At 72.3% G+C, this 15,038-nt stretch carries 12 protein-coding genes; 7 read left to right on the top strand and 5 right to left on the bottom strand.

Annotated features, from left to right (window positions below; genetic code table 11):
* Positions 1-101: 101 nt before the first annotated feature.
* Complete coding sequence (locus tag PS467_RS11080) at positions 102-2,015, bottom strand: SpoIIE family protein phosphatase (RefSeq protein WP_311035126.1); 1,914 nt, start codon at positions 2,013-2,015, stop codon at positions 102-104.
* A 93-nt stretch (positions 2,016-2,108) separates the two neighbouring features.
* Between PS467_RS11080 and PS467_RS11075 the strand changes: the two genes are divergently transcribed.
* Together PS467_RS11075 and PS467_RS11070 are read left to right on the top strand one after the other, a co-directional pair.
* Positions 2,109-6,635, top strand: coding sequence for a HAMP domain-containing protein (locus tag PS467_RS11075; protein WP_432280567.1), 4,527 nt, complete (start codon positions 2,109-2,111; stop codon positions 6,633-6,635).
* A 44-nt stretch (positions 6,636-6,679) separates the two neighbouring features.
* Positions 6,680-7,126, top strand: coding sequence for a response regulator (locus PS467_RS11070; protein WP_432280732.1), 447 nt, complete (start codon positions 6,680-6,682; stop codon positions 7,124-7,126).
* Positions 7,127-7,138: 12 nt separating this feature from the next.
* Here PS467_RS11070 and PS467_RS11065 read toward each other — a convergent pair whose 3' ends face one another.
* Entirely contained in the window at positions 7,139-7,927 is a 789-nt protein-coding gene (locus PS467_RS11065) for an Asp23/Gls24 family envelope stress response protein (RefSeq protein WP_311035124.1), read from the bottom strand.
* 196 nt (positions 7,928-8,123) lie between these two features.
* Here PS467_RS11065 and PS467_RS11060 point away from each other — a divergent pair, with 196 nt between their 5' ends.
* The 5 genes from PS467_RS11060 to amaP are packed head-to-tail and all read left to right on the top strand — an operon-like array spanning position 8,124 to position 10,699.
* A complete protein-coding gene (locus tag PS467_RS11060) occupies positions 8,124-8,654 on the top strand; it encodes an Asp23/Gls24 family envelope stress response protein (protein ID WP_311035123.1) in 531 nt (176 codons plus the stop codon).
* A gap of 41 nt (positions 8,655-8,695) precedes the next feature.
* Positions 8,696-8,887, top strand: coding sequence for a hypothetical protein (locus PS467_RS11055; RefSeq protein WP_030841226.1), 192 nt, complete (start codon positions 8,696-8,698; stop codon positions 8,885-8,887).
* A gap of 60 nt (positions 8,888-8,947) precedes the next feature.
* Positions 8,948-9,409 (top strand): hypothetical protein, encoded by a 462-nt coding sequence (locus tag PS467_RS11050; protein WP_311035122.1) that lies wholly within the window; start codon positions 8,948-8,950, stop codon positions 9,407-9,409.
* Complete coding sequence (locus PS467_RS11045; protein ID WP_311035121.1) at positions 9,406-10,137, top strand: DUF6286 domain-containing protein; 732 nt, start codon at positions 9,406-9,408, stop codon at positions 10,135-10,137. Before PS467_RS11050 ends, PS467_RS11045 begins: the two co-directional genes overlap by 4 nt.
* A 7-nt stretch (positions 10,138-10,144) precedes the next feature.
* Positions 10,145-10,699, top strand: coding sequence for an alkaline shock response membrane anchor protein AmaP (gene amaP / locus PS467_RS11040; protein WP_311035120.1), 555 nt, complete (start codon positions 10,145-10,147; stop codon positions 10,697-10,699).
* A 928-nt stretch (positions 10,700-11,627) separates the two neighbouring features.
* Here amaP and PS467_RS11035 read toward each other — a convergent pair.
* From PS467_RS11035 to PS467_RS11025, 3 genes are read right to left on the bottom strand one after another with little or no spacing between them, the layout of a single operon-like run.
* Positions 11,628-12,383, bottom strand: a complete 756-nt coding sequence (locus PS467_RS11035; protein ID WP_311035119.1) for an SDR family oxidoreductase — start codon at positions 12,381-12,383, stop codon at positions 11,628-11,630.
* A 4-nt stretch (positions 12,384-12,387) separates the two neighbouring features.
* The gene (locus PS467_RS11030) at positions 12,388-14,169 is read right to left on the bottom strand and encodes a glycoside hydrolase family 15 protein (RefSeq protein WP_311035118.1); all 1,782 of its coding nucleotides are present in this window, start codon (positions 14,167-14,169) and stop codon (positions 12,388-12,390) included.
* Positions 14,170-14,198: 29 nt separating this feature from the next.
* On the bottom strand, positions 14,199-15,014 hold the full coding sequence (locus tag PS467_RS11025; protein ID WP_311035117.1) for an SURF1 family cytochrome oxidase biogenesis protein: 816 nt from the start codon (positions 15,012-15,014) through the stop codon (positions 14,199-14,201).
* Positions 15,015-15,038 lie beyond the last annotated feature (24 nt).

Below are 15,038 nucleotides of genomic sequence, written 5' to 3'. Positions count from 1 at the left end.
GACGTGCCACTCAACGATGACGTGCCGCTCAACGGCCTCCGTCACCGGCGAAGTCCGGAGGAGTCCGGTGAAGTCATCGGCGGACACCACGGGCGGCCCTGTCACACGGTCCCGTCCCGGTCCCGGCCCAGCCCCGCCCCGTCACGGCAGCCGCGGTGGCTCACCGGCGGCACCGCCTCCAGCACCAGCACCGCGAGATCGTCGTCGACCGGCTCGGCGGCGAAGTCATGCGTGGCGCGCCGCACCCGCTCCGCGACGGCCTTGGCGCCCAGCCCGACACAGCCCCGCAGGATCTCGGAAAGGCCGTCGTCGTCATCCAGCTGACGGGTGCCGTTGCGCCGCTCGGTCACCCCGTCGGTGACGCACAGCAGCGTCTCGCCGGGCGCCAGGTTCACGGTGTCGGCGTGGAAGCCGGGATCCTCGTCGATGCCGAGCAGCATCTGGGGGGTGGCGGCAGGCGCCACCGCACCGTCGGTGGTCAGCCGCAGCGGCAGCGGATGACCGGCGCTCGCCAGCGTGCAGCGGGCGCCGCCGCCTTCCGGATCGGGCTCCAGCTCCCCGTAGAGCAGGCTCAAAAAGCGCGGGCGGGCCTGTTCGCCGCCGATCTCCGCCGCCTCCGTCTCCTCCTCCACCAGCGCCTGGTTCAGCCGGCTGAGCACCGACTCGACGCCGTGGCCCTCGCGGGCCAGCAGCCGGACCAGGTGGCGGGCCAGCCCCGTGACCGACATCGCCTCCGGGTCGCTGCCCTGGACGTCGCCCAGCAGGAAGCACCAGCGGCGGCTGCTCATCGGGAACAGATCGTAGAAGTCGCCGCCGACGGTCTGGCCCTCGCCGTGCGGCTCGTAGACGATCGCCGTGTCCACGCCCGGGATATGGGCGAGCGACATGGGCAGCTGCCGGCGTTGCAGCGCCCGACTGATCGTCGCCTGCCGGGTGTACTGCCGGGCGGTGGCGACCGCCTGGGCCACCCGCCGCGCCACGTCCTCCGAGAGCCGCACCACGCCCTCGCTCAGCCGCGGCACGCCGGCCCGGCCGAGCAGGAGTGCGCCATGGCTGCGGCCGTGCGCGATCAGGGGGAAGCACACCGCCGATCCGCCCGTCCCGTGGCTGTCCGCGACCCCGGGCCAGGGCCAGGGCGTACCGCCCGCCGAGCCGAGCCCGGTCGGCGGCGGATACCGCTCCAGCGCGACGCGGAGCGCGTCGATCCGGCGCTCATCGCCGTGCCAGACGCGGGCGAGCTGGAGCCGGCCGCCCTCGGTGACCAGCCAGACCGCGCACCAGTCGGCCAGCCGGGGGACCAGGAGCTGTCCGGCGAGCGCGGCGACCATGTTCTCGTCGAGCTGGCCGGTGAGCAGTTCACTGGCCTCGGCGAGGAAGGACGGCCCGCCGCGGTCCACCCACTCGGTGGTGGGATCGCGCTGCTCACGCGGCGGGATGGGGGCGAGGGTCTCGGCGAACCGCAGCTCACGGCCGAGCGCGCTGGTGGGGACGGTGTCGTACGCGGGCCCGGCCCGCTCGGCGTCCAGCCGGAACCAGACCGCCTTACGGGTGCGGTGGTAGGTCACGCCCCAGGACTCGGCGAGCGCCCCGATCAGTTGGAGCCCCCGGCCGCGGCCCCGGCGCTGGGTCTCCGGTCCCCCGTACACGGTGCTGGCGGGGTGGAGGTCCACCACCTCCACGACGATGCCCGGCCGCTTCGGCACGTCGTCCGGGCCGGGCGTCTCGCCGGGCCCCGCGGCGCCGGCCTCGTCGTCGGCGCCGCCGGGCTGGACCCGGCAGATGACCTCGACCCGGGTGCCGGCGTGCAGTACGGCATTGGTGACCAGCTCGCTCACCAGAAGCACCGCGTCATCGACCGACCGTTCGTCGACGGCGATCGGTGTGTACGTCTCCGTCGTGCTCTGCTCCGTAAGCGCCGTACGGACGAAGGCACGTGCCGCGCCGGGAGCGCCCACACTTCCGGGCAGCGTCGTCCGCGAGACGGACTCACGCGAGAGAGGAAACAAGGCCCCCACGTGCGGCTCCAGGACAATACGAGCGGTTTAGGCCATCTAGGTGCCATATTATGACAAACAGGGGGATGTTAATGATCTTTTAGGGGCGACGCCATGGCACTCGACCCGATCCCCACCGACACGTCTTCAGCGCGGACCGTGGAACATCGGGAATCCGTCCGGCCGTCCGGCCTGGCGCGCGGTGAGGAGTCCGCGTCGGCGGCCGAGTTGCGTCCCCTGCTCGCGGCGATGAACGCCTTGTGCGACGGCGACTTCACCGTCCGTGCGGACAGCTCGGCCGAGGGCCTCGTCGGCGAGATGGCCGGGGTCTTCAACCAGCTCGTGGGGCGCAACGCGCATCTGGCCGGGGAGCTTCAGCGGGTGCGCCGTGAGGTGGTGCGCCAGGGCAGGCTGGACGAGCGGATCACCGCGAGCCCCGGCCAGGGGGCCTGGACGACCAGTGTGGACGCGGCCAATCAGCTGGTGGACGCCCTGGTCGGGCCGGTGTGCAACGCCACCCGGGTGCTGGACGCCATCGCGTCGGGGGATCTGACCCAGCGGGTGGACCTGCACGACGGCAACCGTCAGCTCCGTGGCGATCTGCGGCGGCTGGGGCGCGGGGTGAACCGCACGGTGGACCAGCTGTCGCTGTTCACCGGGGAGCTGACCCGTATCGCCCGCGAGGTCGGCATCGAGGGGCGGCTGGGCGGCCGGGCCAAGGTGCGGGGGCTCTCCGGCGACTGGCGCATGGTGACGGAGGCCGTCAACACCATGGCCTCCCGGCTGACCGCACAGGTCCGCGACATCGCCGAGGTGACCACGGCGGTCGCCCGCGGTGACCTCACCCGCCAGGTGACCGTCGAGGCCACCGGTGAGCTGCTGGAGCTGAAGCTGACCGTGAACACCATGGTCGACCAGTTGCGGGCGTTCGCCGACGAGGTGACGCGGGTGGCGCGTGAGGTGGGCACCGAGGGCGAACTGGGCGGCCGGGCCCAGGTCCGTGGCGTCTCCGGGGTCTGGAAGGACCTTACGGACAGCGTCAACTTCATGGCGTCCAACCTGACCTCGCAGGTCCGCAACATCGCCCAGGTGACCACGGCGGTCGCCGACGGGGATCTCTCGCAGAAGATCACCGTGGACGCGAAGGGCGAGATCCTGCAGCTCAAGTCGAGGATCAACACCATGGTCGACCAGCTCTCCGCCTTCGCCGACGAGGTGACGCGGGTGGCGCGTGAGGTGGGCACCGAGGGCCGGCTCGGCGGCCGGGCCCAGGTCCGTGGCGTCTCCGGGGTCTGGCGGGACCTTACGGAGAACGTCAACTTCATGGCGGACAACCTGACCTCGCAGGTCCGCAACATCGCCCAGGTCGCCACCGCCGTGGCGGAGGGCGATCTGAGCAAGACGATCACGGTGGAGGCGAAGGGCGAGATCCTGGAGCTGAAGTCGACGATCAACACCATGGTGGACCGGCTGTCGTCCTTCGCCGACGAGGTGACGCGGGTGGCCCGTGAGGTGGGCACCGAGGGCAACCTCGGCGGTCAGGCCCAGGTCCGTGGCGTCTCCGGGGTCTGGAAGGACCTGACGGAGAACGTCAACTCCATGGCCCTGAATCTGACCTCGCAGGTCCGCAACATCGCCCAGGTGACCACGGCGGTCGCCGACGGCGATCTGTCGAAGAAGATCACGGTCAATGCCCGGGGCGAGATCCTGGAGCTCAAGGAGACCGTGAACTCCATGGTCCAGCAGCTGCGGGCGTTCGCCGACGAGGTGACGCGGGTGGCCCGTGAGGTGGGCACCGAGGGCCAGCTGGGCGGCCGGGCCGGGGTGCCGGGCGCCTCGGGCGTCTGGAAGGACCTCACGGACAACGTCAACTTCATGGCCTTCAATCTGACCTCGCAGGTCCGCAACATCGCCCAGGTCGCCACCGCCGTGGCGGAGGGCGATCTGAGCAAGAAGATCGACGTGGACGCGCGCGGCGAGATCCTGGAGCTGAAGACCACCATCAACACCATGGTCGACACGCTCTCCTCGTTCTCCTCCGAGGTGACCCGGGTGGCCCGCGAGGTCGGCAGCGAAGGCCGCCTCGGCGGCCAGGCCCGGGTCGAGGGCGTCTACGGCACCTGGAAGCGGCTGACCACCGGCGTCAACGAGCTCGCCCTCAACCTGACCACCCAGGTGCGCGCGATCGCCGAGGTCGCGTCCGCCGTCGCCCAGGGCGATATGTCCGGGTCCATCTCGGTCGAGGCGCAGGGCGAGGTGGCCGAGCTGAAGAACAACGTCAACCTGATGGTCGCCAACCTCCGCGAAACCACCCGCGCGAAGGACTGGCTGGAGTCCAACCTGGCCCGTATCGCCTCGCTGATGCAGGGCCACCGCGATCTGGTCGAGGTCGCCGATCTGATCCTGAGTGAGCTGACCCCGCTGGTCAACGCGCAGTTCGGGGCGTTCTTCCTCAGGGCTGGCGATACGGAGGCCGGTGCGGACGTCTGTGCGGAGGTGGGTATGGATGTCGGTGCGGATGCCGGTGCCGGGGTCGGTGCCGATGCCGGTACTGGGGACGGTGGCGTGGCCGGTGGTGGACAGGGGCTGGAGCTCATCGCCGGATACGGGACCGATCATTCCGCGGCCGGGGCCGATCAGTCCGCGACCCGGGGCGGTGGCCCGGCGCCGGGGACCGGTCCCCCCGGACGCGGGCTGGTCGCCCAAGCGGCGCTGGAGAAGAAGCGGATCCTCATCAACGACGTTCCGCCCGACTACATCACCATCAGCTCCGGACTGGGCTCCGCGCTCCCGGCCAGCGTGGTCATCCTGCCGATCCTCTACGAGGACCAGGTGCTCGGAGTGATCGAACTGGCCTCGTTCAGCCGGTTCAGCGAGGTCCACCTGGCCTTCATCGACCAGTTCGTCAACACCATCGGCGTCTCGATCAACACCATCATCGCCAACGCCCGCACCGAGTCGCTGCTCTCCGAATCCCAGCGGCTCACCACCGAGCTGCGCCAGCGCTCGGACGAGCTACAGCGCTCCAACGCGGAGCTGGAGGAGAAGGCCGCGCTGCTGGCCACCGCCTCCCAGTACAAGTCCGAGTTCCTGGCCAATATGTCGCATGAGCTGCGCACCCCGCTGAACTCGCTGCTCATCCTGGCCCGGCTGCTCGCGGACAACCCCGAGGGGCGGCTGTCCGGCCAGGAGGTGCAGTTCGCCGCGACCATCCACCGCTCCGGTTCCGATCTGCTCCAGCTGATCAACGACATCCTGGATCTGTCGAAGATCGAGGCGGGCCGGATGGACGTCCGCCCGAAGAAGCTGCCGCTGGTCAAGATCCTGGACTATGTGAACGCCACCTTCCGGCCGCTCGCCGCCGACCGGGGCCTGTCGTTCGAGATCGCCGTCGGCGAGGACGTACCGCGTGACATGTTCTCCGACGAGCAGCGGCTCCAGCAGATCCTGCGCAACCTGCTCTCCAACGCCCTGAAGTTCACCTCCTCGGGCGGGGTGACGCTGCGTGTCGAGCGCGTCCCGGCGGCGCGGTTCGAGGAGGAGACGCTGCGCGGCGCGGACGCCGTCATCGCCTTCTCCGTCACCGATACCGGTATCGGCATCCCTCCGGAGAAGCTGCCGGTGATCTTCGAGGCGTTCCAGCAGTCCGACGGCACCACCAGCCGCAAGTACGGCGGCACCGGCCTCGGCCTGTCCATCAGCCGGGAGATCGCCGGGATGCTCGGCGGCCGGATCGTGGCCGCGAGCGAGCTGGGCGTCGGCTCCCGCTTCACCCTCTACGTTCCGGCCCACTACCGGGGTGTCGCCCCGGTGCCCGACCCCTCGGACCCCAAGGCCACCGGTTCCACCGTCCCGGCGGTGGTCCGCCCGCAACCGGACGAGCCGCTGGCGGACACCGCCGACCACGCCCCGAGCGGGATCTTCGGGGAGACGGACACCCGGGTCGGCGGCCCGGCCCCGGGCGGCGAGACGGAGGGCGGGTCCGGGACCCAGGGCGGGTTCGGGGGTGAGTCCGAGGGGCGCGGCGACGGCGGGCCGGAGACCACGCAGCTCAAGGAGTGGCAGCACGGGCATTCCGGCCGGGTGCTTAACGGCCGCCGCATCCTGATCGTCGACGACGACATCCGGAACGTTTTCGCGCTCACCCATGTGCTGGGCCGGGTCGGTATGACGGTGAAGTACGCGGAGAACGGGCGCGAGGGGCTGGAGGTGCTGCACCGCAACCCCGACGTCTCGCTGGTTCTGATGGACGTGATGATGCCCGAGATGGACGGGTACGAGACGATCCGGGTCATCCGGAACACACCCCGTCTCGCCGATGTGCCGATCATCGCCCTGACCGCGAAGGTCATGCCCGGCGACCGCGAGAAGGCCATCGACAGCGGCGCCAACGGCTATGTCCCCAAACCCGTGGATGTCGACCGGCTGATGTCGGCGATCGTCGAACTGCTCGATTCGACGGGCGGGGCGGGGAGTGAGGGTGCCACGTCCGGGGATGACGGCGGGGATGGTGTCGGGGGCGACGGTGGTGACGACGCTGGGCGTGCGGGTGAGGGCGGAGGCGAGGACGAGGGTGTGGGCCAGGGCGGGAGCGTGTCCGCCGAGGCCGCTCCGCCGAGGCCGAGGCAGGGGGAGAGGTGACTGCGACCGTGTCGGAAAAGGCCGGAATCCTCATCGTCGACGACATGGAGGAGAACCTGATCGCGCTGGAGGCCGTCCTCGGTCCGCTCGATCAGCAGCTCGTCCGCGCCCGCTCCGGCGAGGAGGCACTGAAGGCGATGCTGCGGCAGGACTTCGCCGTCGTTCTGCTCGATGTGCTGATGCCGGGCATGGACGGCTTCGAGACCGCCGCCAACATCAAGCGGCTCGACCAGACCAAGGACGTGCCGATCATCCTGCTGACCGGGACCGACGCCGACTCCGACTACGCCTACCGGGGCTATGCGATCGGCGCCGCCGACTTCCTCACCAAACCCTTCGATCCCTGGCTGCTGCGGACGAAGGTCAACGTCTTCCTGGAGATGCACCGTAAGCACCGTCGGCTCGAGGCGCGGAGCGAGCAGCTGGCCGATCGGGTGGCGGAGTTGGAACGCACCGTCGAGGAGCTGCGGAAGCACCGCGCCGAGCGTTGATCGTGCGGGTGGTCAGGGGTCCACGGCGGTGACCAGGACGGCCACCGTGGTCGGCTGGTCTTCCGGGGGCGGGACCGCCTCGGCCACCGCCGTCCGCACCGCCCTCGCCACGTCCAGGGCGCGGTGGCCCGCCGCCACGGCCAGCTCGACCCGGATGTGCGCGCCCTCGATCCGTACGGCGCGGGACGAGCCCAGCACGGGCGTGAGGCGGGCGACGCCGGGCACGGAGGCGGCGGCGCGGGTGGCGGGGTCGGGGGGCTCGGGATGCTCGGTGGTCGGCCGTGGTGTGGGTTGCGGTTGTGGTGGGTGGTGCGGTGGGGGCTGGGGTTCCTCCGGCGCCTTCGGGTGGTGTCGTGGGGGCTGGGGTTCCTCCGGTGCCTTCGGGTGGTGTCGTGGGGGCTGGGGTTCCTCCAGCACCTTCGTCACCCGTACGTCCACTGCCTCCACCAGGAGGCCCAGCCGGTCCGCCGCCTCGTCGAGCAGCACCTCGCGCAGCCGGTCCGCCGTCACCGGAAGCGCTTCCTCCAGCGTCGCCCCGCACTCCGTGGCGATACGCAGGGGGCCCGGCGGCAGCGCGCTCGGCGGGGGCGGAACGGCCGGTGTGGAGGCGGTGTCGGGGTCGGCGGGGCCGATCCGGAGCGCTTCCAGACGTGCGTCCGTAACCTCGTGCGCGGCCCGCCCGAGCACCTCGCTCGCCGCGTGCTCGGTGATCCAGGAGCCGTCCTCCGGCCCACCCAGGGGCAGCAGCCGGCCGAGCCGCAACTGCTCCCTTACGGTCTGCGCGAGCCGGTCCGTGACCACCGTGTCACCTCTTGGCGCCGTACGTGCTCCTGCTCTCAGCCTGCCGTATCGATCGCGCGAGTGCCGCATCTCCGGAGCGGTTCGGGGAAAGCGCCTTTAGGCTGGCAAGTAGAGCGAGCGGAAAACACCGCACTTCGGTCGCTTTGGTTACTTTGACCGCTTCGGCCGCTCTTCGCCTCGGAAGGAACGATCGGTGATGTCCGAGACCGCACCACGGAACCGACCCGAGAACCCCGCCACGGAGCCCGCCGCCGGTACACCCAAGACGCTGGGCGCCGGGAGTGGCGCCGGAGGCGGCACCGCCCCCGGGACCCCCGACCGGACCCGGCGGAGCGGTGGTGACCCCGCCTCGCGGGGGCGTACCACCATCGCCGATGGCGTCGTCGAGAAGATCGCTGGTATGGCGGCCCGGGATGTGGTCGGCGTCCATGCGATGGGCGGCGGCCTCGCGCGCACCTTCGGGGTCGTACGGGACCGGGTGCCCGGCGGCCGGTCGGTCACCCGAGGGGTGAAGGCGGAGGTGGGGGAGGTACAGACGGCCCTCGACCTGGAGATCGTGGTGGACTACGGGGTCTCCATTATCGATGTCGCACGGGCTGTGCGGGAGAACGTGATCGCGGCGGTCGAGCGGATGACCGGCCTCGAGGTGGTCGAGGTCAATATCGCGGTCAGCGATGTGAAGTTGCCGGACGAAGAAGAGGAAGCGCCGGAGCCGCGGCTCCAGTAGTCCGGAGGCGGTTCCGGTTGGCTCCAGCAGGGGAGCACACGATGAGCATGGCCGTGGTCGGGATGATCGCGGGGATGGCGCTGGCTTTCGCCGGTTACTTCGGTGGTTTCGGGGCCTTTCTGCTGGTGGCGGCGCTGGGCGCCGTCGGGTTCATCGTCGGCCGGTTCCTGGACGGTGATCTGGAACCGGGCGACTTCTTCCGTTCCCGTGGCCGTGACGAACGGCGGCGGTGAACACCATGACGACAGGGATCATGACGGCAGTGGTGGCCGTGACGACCGTAAGGACGCGTTGTGGTCGAGCCGGGTGAGCGGGGTGCGACGCGGATCGCGGATCGGGTCGTTGCGAAGATCGCTGCGCGGGCGGCGCGGGAGGCGTTGCGTGTGGGTGCCGTGGGTGCCGTGGGTGCCGTGGGTGCCGTGGGTGCCGTGGGTGGCGCCGGTGCCGCCGGCGCTGCGGATGTCGGTCTTGCTGACGGTCTCGCTGACGGTCTTACCGACGCCGCCGTCGCTCGGCCGAACGCGGTCGCGGTGGTGCGCGGGGGTGTCGCGCGGATCCGGGTCGCTGTCGAGCTCGGCTATCCCTCGGACATCGGGGCGCACTGCGGTGCGGTGCGTCGCCGGGTGATCGAACGGGTAGGCGAGTTGACGGGCATGGAGGTGCCCGAGGTCGTCGTGACGGTCGAACGGCTGCATGTGCCGCGGTGGGAGCGCCCGGAGCAGAAGGTGCGGCGGGGGAGGGACAGGGTGCGATGAACGCGGACCAGAAGATGCGTCAGTCCACGTCGGCGTCGGCGTACGGCGCGGGGGAGCGGACGGGGGCGGGCTCCGGCGCGGGGCAAGGGGATCCGCCCGTTCGGGTAAGGCGCTTCTGGTCCGTGCGGCGGGTACCGGCAGGGATCGTCGCCCTGGTCACAGCCGCCGTCGCCGGGCTGTTGCTGTACGACGTGGCGGCCGTGCGCTCGGGCTGGTCCGCGATGCGCTGGCGGGATTGGCTCGCCGCGCAACTCGCCTCGCGGCCGCTGGACGACGTGTGGGTCATGGGCGGGGCGGCGCTGCTGGCCGCGCTGGGGGTGTGGATGGTGGTCCTCGCGATGACGCCGGGGATGCGCGGGGTGCTCCCTATGCGTTCGCCGGGTGCGGGTGCGGGTGCGGGTGCGGGTGCGGGTGCGGGTGCGGAGGCGTCTGGTGGGGGTGCGGCCGGGGCCGGGGGCGCGGGTGGCGTTCGGGCGGGGATCGACCGGGCCTCGGCGGGGCTGGTGCTGCGGGACCGGGCGATGGAGGTGCCCGGTGTGCGGTCGGCCCGCGTCGACGTCGGCCGTCGGCGGATCAGGGCCCGCGCGCTGGCCCACTTCCGCGATCTCGACGAGGTGCGGGCGGATCTGGATGCCGCCCTCCACGAGGGCATCCGGCAGCTGGGCCTGGCCCGGCGGCCCGCCCTGTCCGTCCATGTCCGGCGGTTCGCGAAGTCGAAGACGAGGTGAGCGGGCCATGCTGAGCGTCGTCAACCGGGTGCTGCTGGGCGTCCTGGGTCTGGTGCTGGCCGGGGTGGGAGCGGTGGTCCTGGCCGGGTGGCCGCCGTTCGACGGACGGGACGATGTGCTGCTCAGCCGGGCGGACCGGACGCGCTGGCGGGACGCCGGGTGGTGGTGGCCGGCCGTCATCGCGGCGCTGGCGGTGCTGTTCGTGCTCGCGCTGTGCTGGTTCCTGGCACAGCTGCGGCGACGCCGGCTGCATGAGGTGCTGGTGGAGACGGGCGACGGCGAGGGCGCGCTGCTGCGGGGGCGGGCGCTGGAGGCGGCGCTGCTGGCGGACGCGGAGTCGCTGGACGGCGTGGAGCGGGCCCATGTGCTGCTGCGCGGCCGGCGGACCACACCGGAGGCCCGGATGGGGCTGGTGCTGGAGCCGGGCGTGGAGCCGAAGCTGACGCTGGACGGGCTGCGGGCGGAGGTCCTGGAGCGTGCGCGGGGCTCGGCGGGGCTGGAGCGGCTGCCGGCGGAGGTGCGGGTGCGGGTGGCGCGGCACGGGGCGGAGCGGGCGCGGTAGCTCTGCGGGGCGGTGCCGCTGGGGCGGGGTTGCCGTGGGGGGCGCGGTGGGTTGTGTGGGTGGGTGCGGGTGCGGGGCCTCCGGGGCGGGGTCCTGGACCGTATATTTACGGCGCCGACGACAGTTGAGCGTGGGGTGGGCCGGAGATTGGCGCCACAAATACACGTAAGCGTCCAGGACCCCGCCCCTCCGACCCCGCCCCCTCCCGCCTCGTCGGCGACTCCCCGCCGGTGGCCCCGGGCGCCTGCCCGGTGGCGGGTTCGTCCGGTGGGGTGGGTGCGGCCCCGTCCGTTCTCGTCTTCGTTGGCGTGCGTGCCTCGGTAGTCCCGGACGCGTGCCCGGTGGTCTCGGACGCGTGCCCGGCCTCGGGTTCGCCGGTGGCCCCCCGCCCCCTCCCGTCTCGTCGGCGACCGCGCCTCGGCGGCCCTGAGTGCCCGCCCGGCTCGGGGTTCGCCCGGTGGCGCGGGTGCGGTTCCCCGCCCCCTCCCGTCTCGTCGGCGTGCGCGCCTCGGCGGCCCTGAGTGCCTGCCCGGTGCCGGGTTCGTCCGGTGGGGTGGGTGCGGCCCCGTCCGTTCTCGTCTTCGTCCCGGACGCGTGCCCGGTTTCGGCTTCGTCCGGTGGGATGGGCGCGGCCCCCGCCGCCTCCCGCCTCGTCGGCGACCCCCCCGGTGGTCTCGGACGCGTGCCTGGCCTCGGCTTCGCCCGGTGGCGCGGGTGCGGTTCCCCGCCCCTCCCGTCTCGTCGGCCGTCGCTAGCGGGGTCCGGGGCGGAGCCCCGGCGGGGGCCGGGGGGCGGAGCCCCTCGGTTCGGGGAGGGGTGGGGTGGGGGACGGTCGCCGGAGGCGTCCACGGTCCGCATCCGGAGGTCCGGCCGGGAAGCAGGCGGCACCGGGGGGCTGGGGGAGGCCATGCGGCCAGGGTGGAGGTCCTCAGATGCCGTGGAGGGCGCCGCCGTCCACGGGGAGCATCAGGCCGGTGAGGTACGACGCGGCCGGGGAGAGGAGGAACGCGGCGGACTTGCCGAACTCCTCCGGCGTCCCGTACCGCCGCAGCGGAATCGAGGCCGAGGCCCGCTCCTGTGCCACGTCCGCGTCGCCGGAGAGGCTGTCGAGCTCGCGTACGCGGTCGGTGGCGATGCGGCCCGGGAGGAGGCCCAGGACGCGGATGCCGCGGGGGCCGAGCTCGACGGAGAGGGACTTCGCGAAACCGGCGAGGCCCGGCCGCAGGCCGTTGGAGATGGTGAGGCCGGGGATCGGCTCGTGGACGGAGCCGGAGAGGACGAAGCCGATCACGCCGCCGGAGGAGAGCTGCTCGGCGGCGGTGCGGGCGAGGCGGACGGCGCCGAGGAAGACGGAGTCGAAGGCGCTCTGCCACTGGGCGTCGGTGAGGTCGGCCGTGAATCCGGCCGGCGGGCCGCCGACGCTGATGAGGATGCCGTCGAAGCCGCCGAAGCGCTCGCGGGCGGTGGCGATCAGACGGGCCGCGGCCTCGGGGTCGGCGTTGTCGGCGGCGACGCCGACGGCGTTCGGGCCGAGGTCGGCGGCGACGGCGGCCGCCGTGTCGGCGTCGCGGCCGGTGATGACGGTCTTCGCGCCGTCGGCGATCAGCTCACGGGCGGTCGCGAGGCCGAGCCCGCGGGTGGCCCCGGTGACGATGTACACGCGGTCTTTGAGTCCAAGATCCATGGGGTCAGTCTGCCCTGGGCCCTTCCGCGAGGGTGAGGGCGGTCCCCACCAGCCCGATGTGGCTGAACGCCTGGGGGAAGTTGCCGAGCTGCCGGCCGGCCGCCGGGTCGTACTCCTCGGCGAGGAGTCCGACGTCGTTGCGGAACGTGAGGAGGCGTTCGAAGAGCGTCCGGGCGTCCTTGTGGCGGCCGGCCAGCTGGAGGGCGTCGGCGAGCCAGAAGGAGCAGGCGAGGAAGGCGCCCTCGGAGCCGGGGAGGCCGTCCACACCGCCGTCGGTGGTGTAGCGGCGGATCAGGCCGTCCTCGCTGAGCTCGCGGCGGATCGCGTCGATGGTGCCGGTGACGCGGGGGTCGGTGGCGGGGAGGAAGCCGACGCGGGGGATGAGCAGGGTCGCGGCGTCCAGCTCGGCGGATCCGTAGGACTGGGTGAAGGTGGACCGCGCGGGGTCGTAGCCCTTTTCGCAGACCTCCTGGTGGACGGCGTCGCGCATGGCGCGCCAGCGGTCCGCGTCGCCGCTCAGCTCGGGGTGGGCCTCGAGGGCGCGGACGGCGCGGTCGGCGGCGACCCAGGCCATGACCTTGGAGTGGACGAAGTGGCGGCGGGGCCCGCGGACCTCCCACAGCCCCTCGTCGGGGTCGCGCCAGGCGGACTCCAGGAAGTCCATGAGCGCGGTCTGGATCTTCCAGGCGTGCGGTTCGGCGGGCAGCCCCGCGGCGCGGGCCACGTGGAAGGTGTCGAGCACCTCGCCGTAGACGTCGAGCTGGCGCTGGTCGACCGCGCCATTGCCGACCCGGACGGGGGCCGAGCGGTCGTACCCCTCCAGCCAGGGGAGCTCGTGTTCGTGGATGCGGCGCTCGCCCCCGAGGCCGTACATGATCTGTAGCTCGGCCGGGTCGCCGGCGATCGCCCGCAGCAGCCAGTCGCGCCAGGCGGCGGCCTCCTCCTGGTAGCCGGCGCGGAGCAGGGCGTTCAGGGTGAGGGTGGAGTCGCGCAGCCAGCAGTAGCGGTAGTCCCAGTTGCGGACCCCGCCGAGTTCCTCGGGCAGCGAGGTGGTGGGGGCCGCGACGATACCGCCGCTCGGCGCGTAGGTGAGCGCCTTGAGGGTGATCAGGGAGCGCATGACGGCGTCCCGGTACGGGCCCTGGTAGCGGCAGCGGGCGGCCCAGTCGCGCCAGTCGGCCAGGCTGGAGCGGAGGGAGTCGTACGGGTCGACGAGCTGAGGGCGGGGCTCGTGGGAGGGGTGCCAGGTGAGTACGAAGGCCACCCGGTCCCCGGCCGAGACGGTGAACTCGGAGCGGGTGCTGAAGTCCTTGCCGTAGGTGCGGACCTCGGGCTCCGAGCGCAGCCATACGGAGTCGGGTCCGGCGACCGCGATCCGGTGGCCGTCGGTGCGGCGCATCCAGGGGATGACCCGGCCGTAGTCGAAGCGCAGCCGGAGGACGCCGAGCATCTCGACGCTGCCGGAGACGCCCTCGACGATGCGGACGACGTCGGGGGCGCGGTCGCGCTGCGGCATGAAGTCGATGACCTTGACCGTGCCCGTCCCGGTCTCCCAGACCGACTCCAGGACGAGGGAGTCGTCGAGGTAGCGGCGGCGGGTGCAGTCGCCCGCGCCCTTGGGGGCGAGCCGCCAGTGCCCGTTGTCGTGGTCGCCGACGAGCGCGGCGAAGCAGGCCGGTGAGTCGAAGCGGGGCAGGCACAGCCAGTCGATCGAGCCGTGGCGGCTGATCAGGGCCGCCGTCTGGTGGTCACCGATGAGGGCGTAGTCGTCGATGCGCTGAGCCATGTCGGGGCGCCTTCCCGGGAAGCGGGACCCTAGTCCGCCGAGGCCGTGGCCGGGACCTTCTCGGGGGTGGCCGCGGCGGCCTTCGCGGCCTCCTCGGCGCGGTCCCGGCGCTCGCGGCGGGCCAGCACCACCCAGCCGATGGGCACACCGGCGGAGAACAGCCACCACTGGATGGCGTAGGCCATGTGCGGGCCGATGTCGCTGTGGTTGGGCGCGGCGACCGGCTGGGGCTGCTTGCCGCCGCCCTTGGGGGAGGACGAGGTGAGCTCGATGTAGCCGCCGAGGACGGGCCGGGACAGGACCTTCGCCTGCTGTTCGCTGTTGATCAGCGAGACCTGGCGCGGCGGCAGCCCCTGCTTGTCCTTGATGCCGCTGTTGCCGGTGGTCTCGTCGGCCTTCAGCCGGCCGGTGACGGTGACCTTGCCGGAGGGGGCGGCGGGCACGTCGGGGAATCGGGTGAGGTCCGTGCCGGCCGGGATCCAGCCCCGGTTGACCAGGACCGCGCGGTCGTCGGGGAGCAGCAGCGGGGTGAGCACGAAGTAGCCGATGGACTGCTCGTCGGAGCCGGTGCGCTGGCGGACGACGACCTCGTGGGCGGTGTCGTAGCTGCCGGTGGCGGTCACCGTGCGCCAGGTGTCGTCGCGCGGGACGGTACGGCCGGGGGAGGTGAGCTTCTCGACGGCCACGGCGGGGGCGTCGAGGTTGTCCCCGATGAGCTGGTTCTGCGCGACCCGGTGTTCATGGCGGTGCAGCTGCCAGAAACCCAGCCTGATCATCGTCGGGATCAGGGCCAGGGCCACGAGTGTGAGGATCACCCACTGCCGGGTCAACAGGAAGCGGTACACGTCCTTGACCCTACTCGGCGTGGA

Source organism: Streptomyces luomodiensis, assembly GCF_031679605.1.
GTDB lineage: Bacteria > Actinomycetota > Actinomycetes > Streptomycetales > Streptomycetaceae > Streptomyces > Streptomyces luomodiensis.
This window is presented reverse-complemented; position numbering and strand designations above follow the sequence as displayed.

Excerpts from the sequence above, each read along its gene's own strand:
- PS467_RS11075 (WP_432280567.1), top strand. The coding sequence starts at position 2,109 with ATGGCACTCGACCCGATCCCCACCGACACGTCTTCAGCGCGGACCGTG.
- PS467_RS11070 (WP_432280732.1), top strand. The coding sequence starts at position 6,680 with ATGGAGGAGAACCTGATCGCGCTGGAGGCCGTCCTCGGTCCGCTCGAT.
- PS467_RS11060 (WP_311035123.1), top strand. The coding sequence starts at position 8,124 with ATGTCCGAGACCGCACCACGGAACCGACCCGAGAACCCCGCCACGGAG.
- PS467_RS11055 (WP_030841226.1), top strand. The coding sequence starts at position 8,696 with ATGAGCATGGCCGTGGTCGGGATGATCGCGGGGATGGCGCTGGCTTTC.
- PS467_RS11045 (WP_311035121.1), top strand. The coding sequence starts at position 9,406 with ATGAACGCGGACCAGAAGATGCGTCAGTCCACGTCGGCGTCGGCGTAC.
- amaP (WP_311035120.1), top strand. The coding sequence starts at position 10,145 with ATGCTGAGCGTCGTCAACCGGGTGCTGCTGGGCGTCCTGGGTCTGGTG.
- PS467_RS11035 (WP_311035119.1), bottom strand. The coding sequence starts at position 12,383 with ATGGATCTTGGACTCAAAGACCGCGTGTACATCGTCACCGGGGCCACC.
- PS467_RS11030 (WP_311035118.1), bottom strand. The coding sequence starts at position 14,169 with ATGGCTCAGCGCATCGACGACTACGCCCTCATCGGTGACCACCAGACG.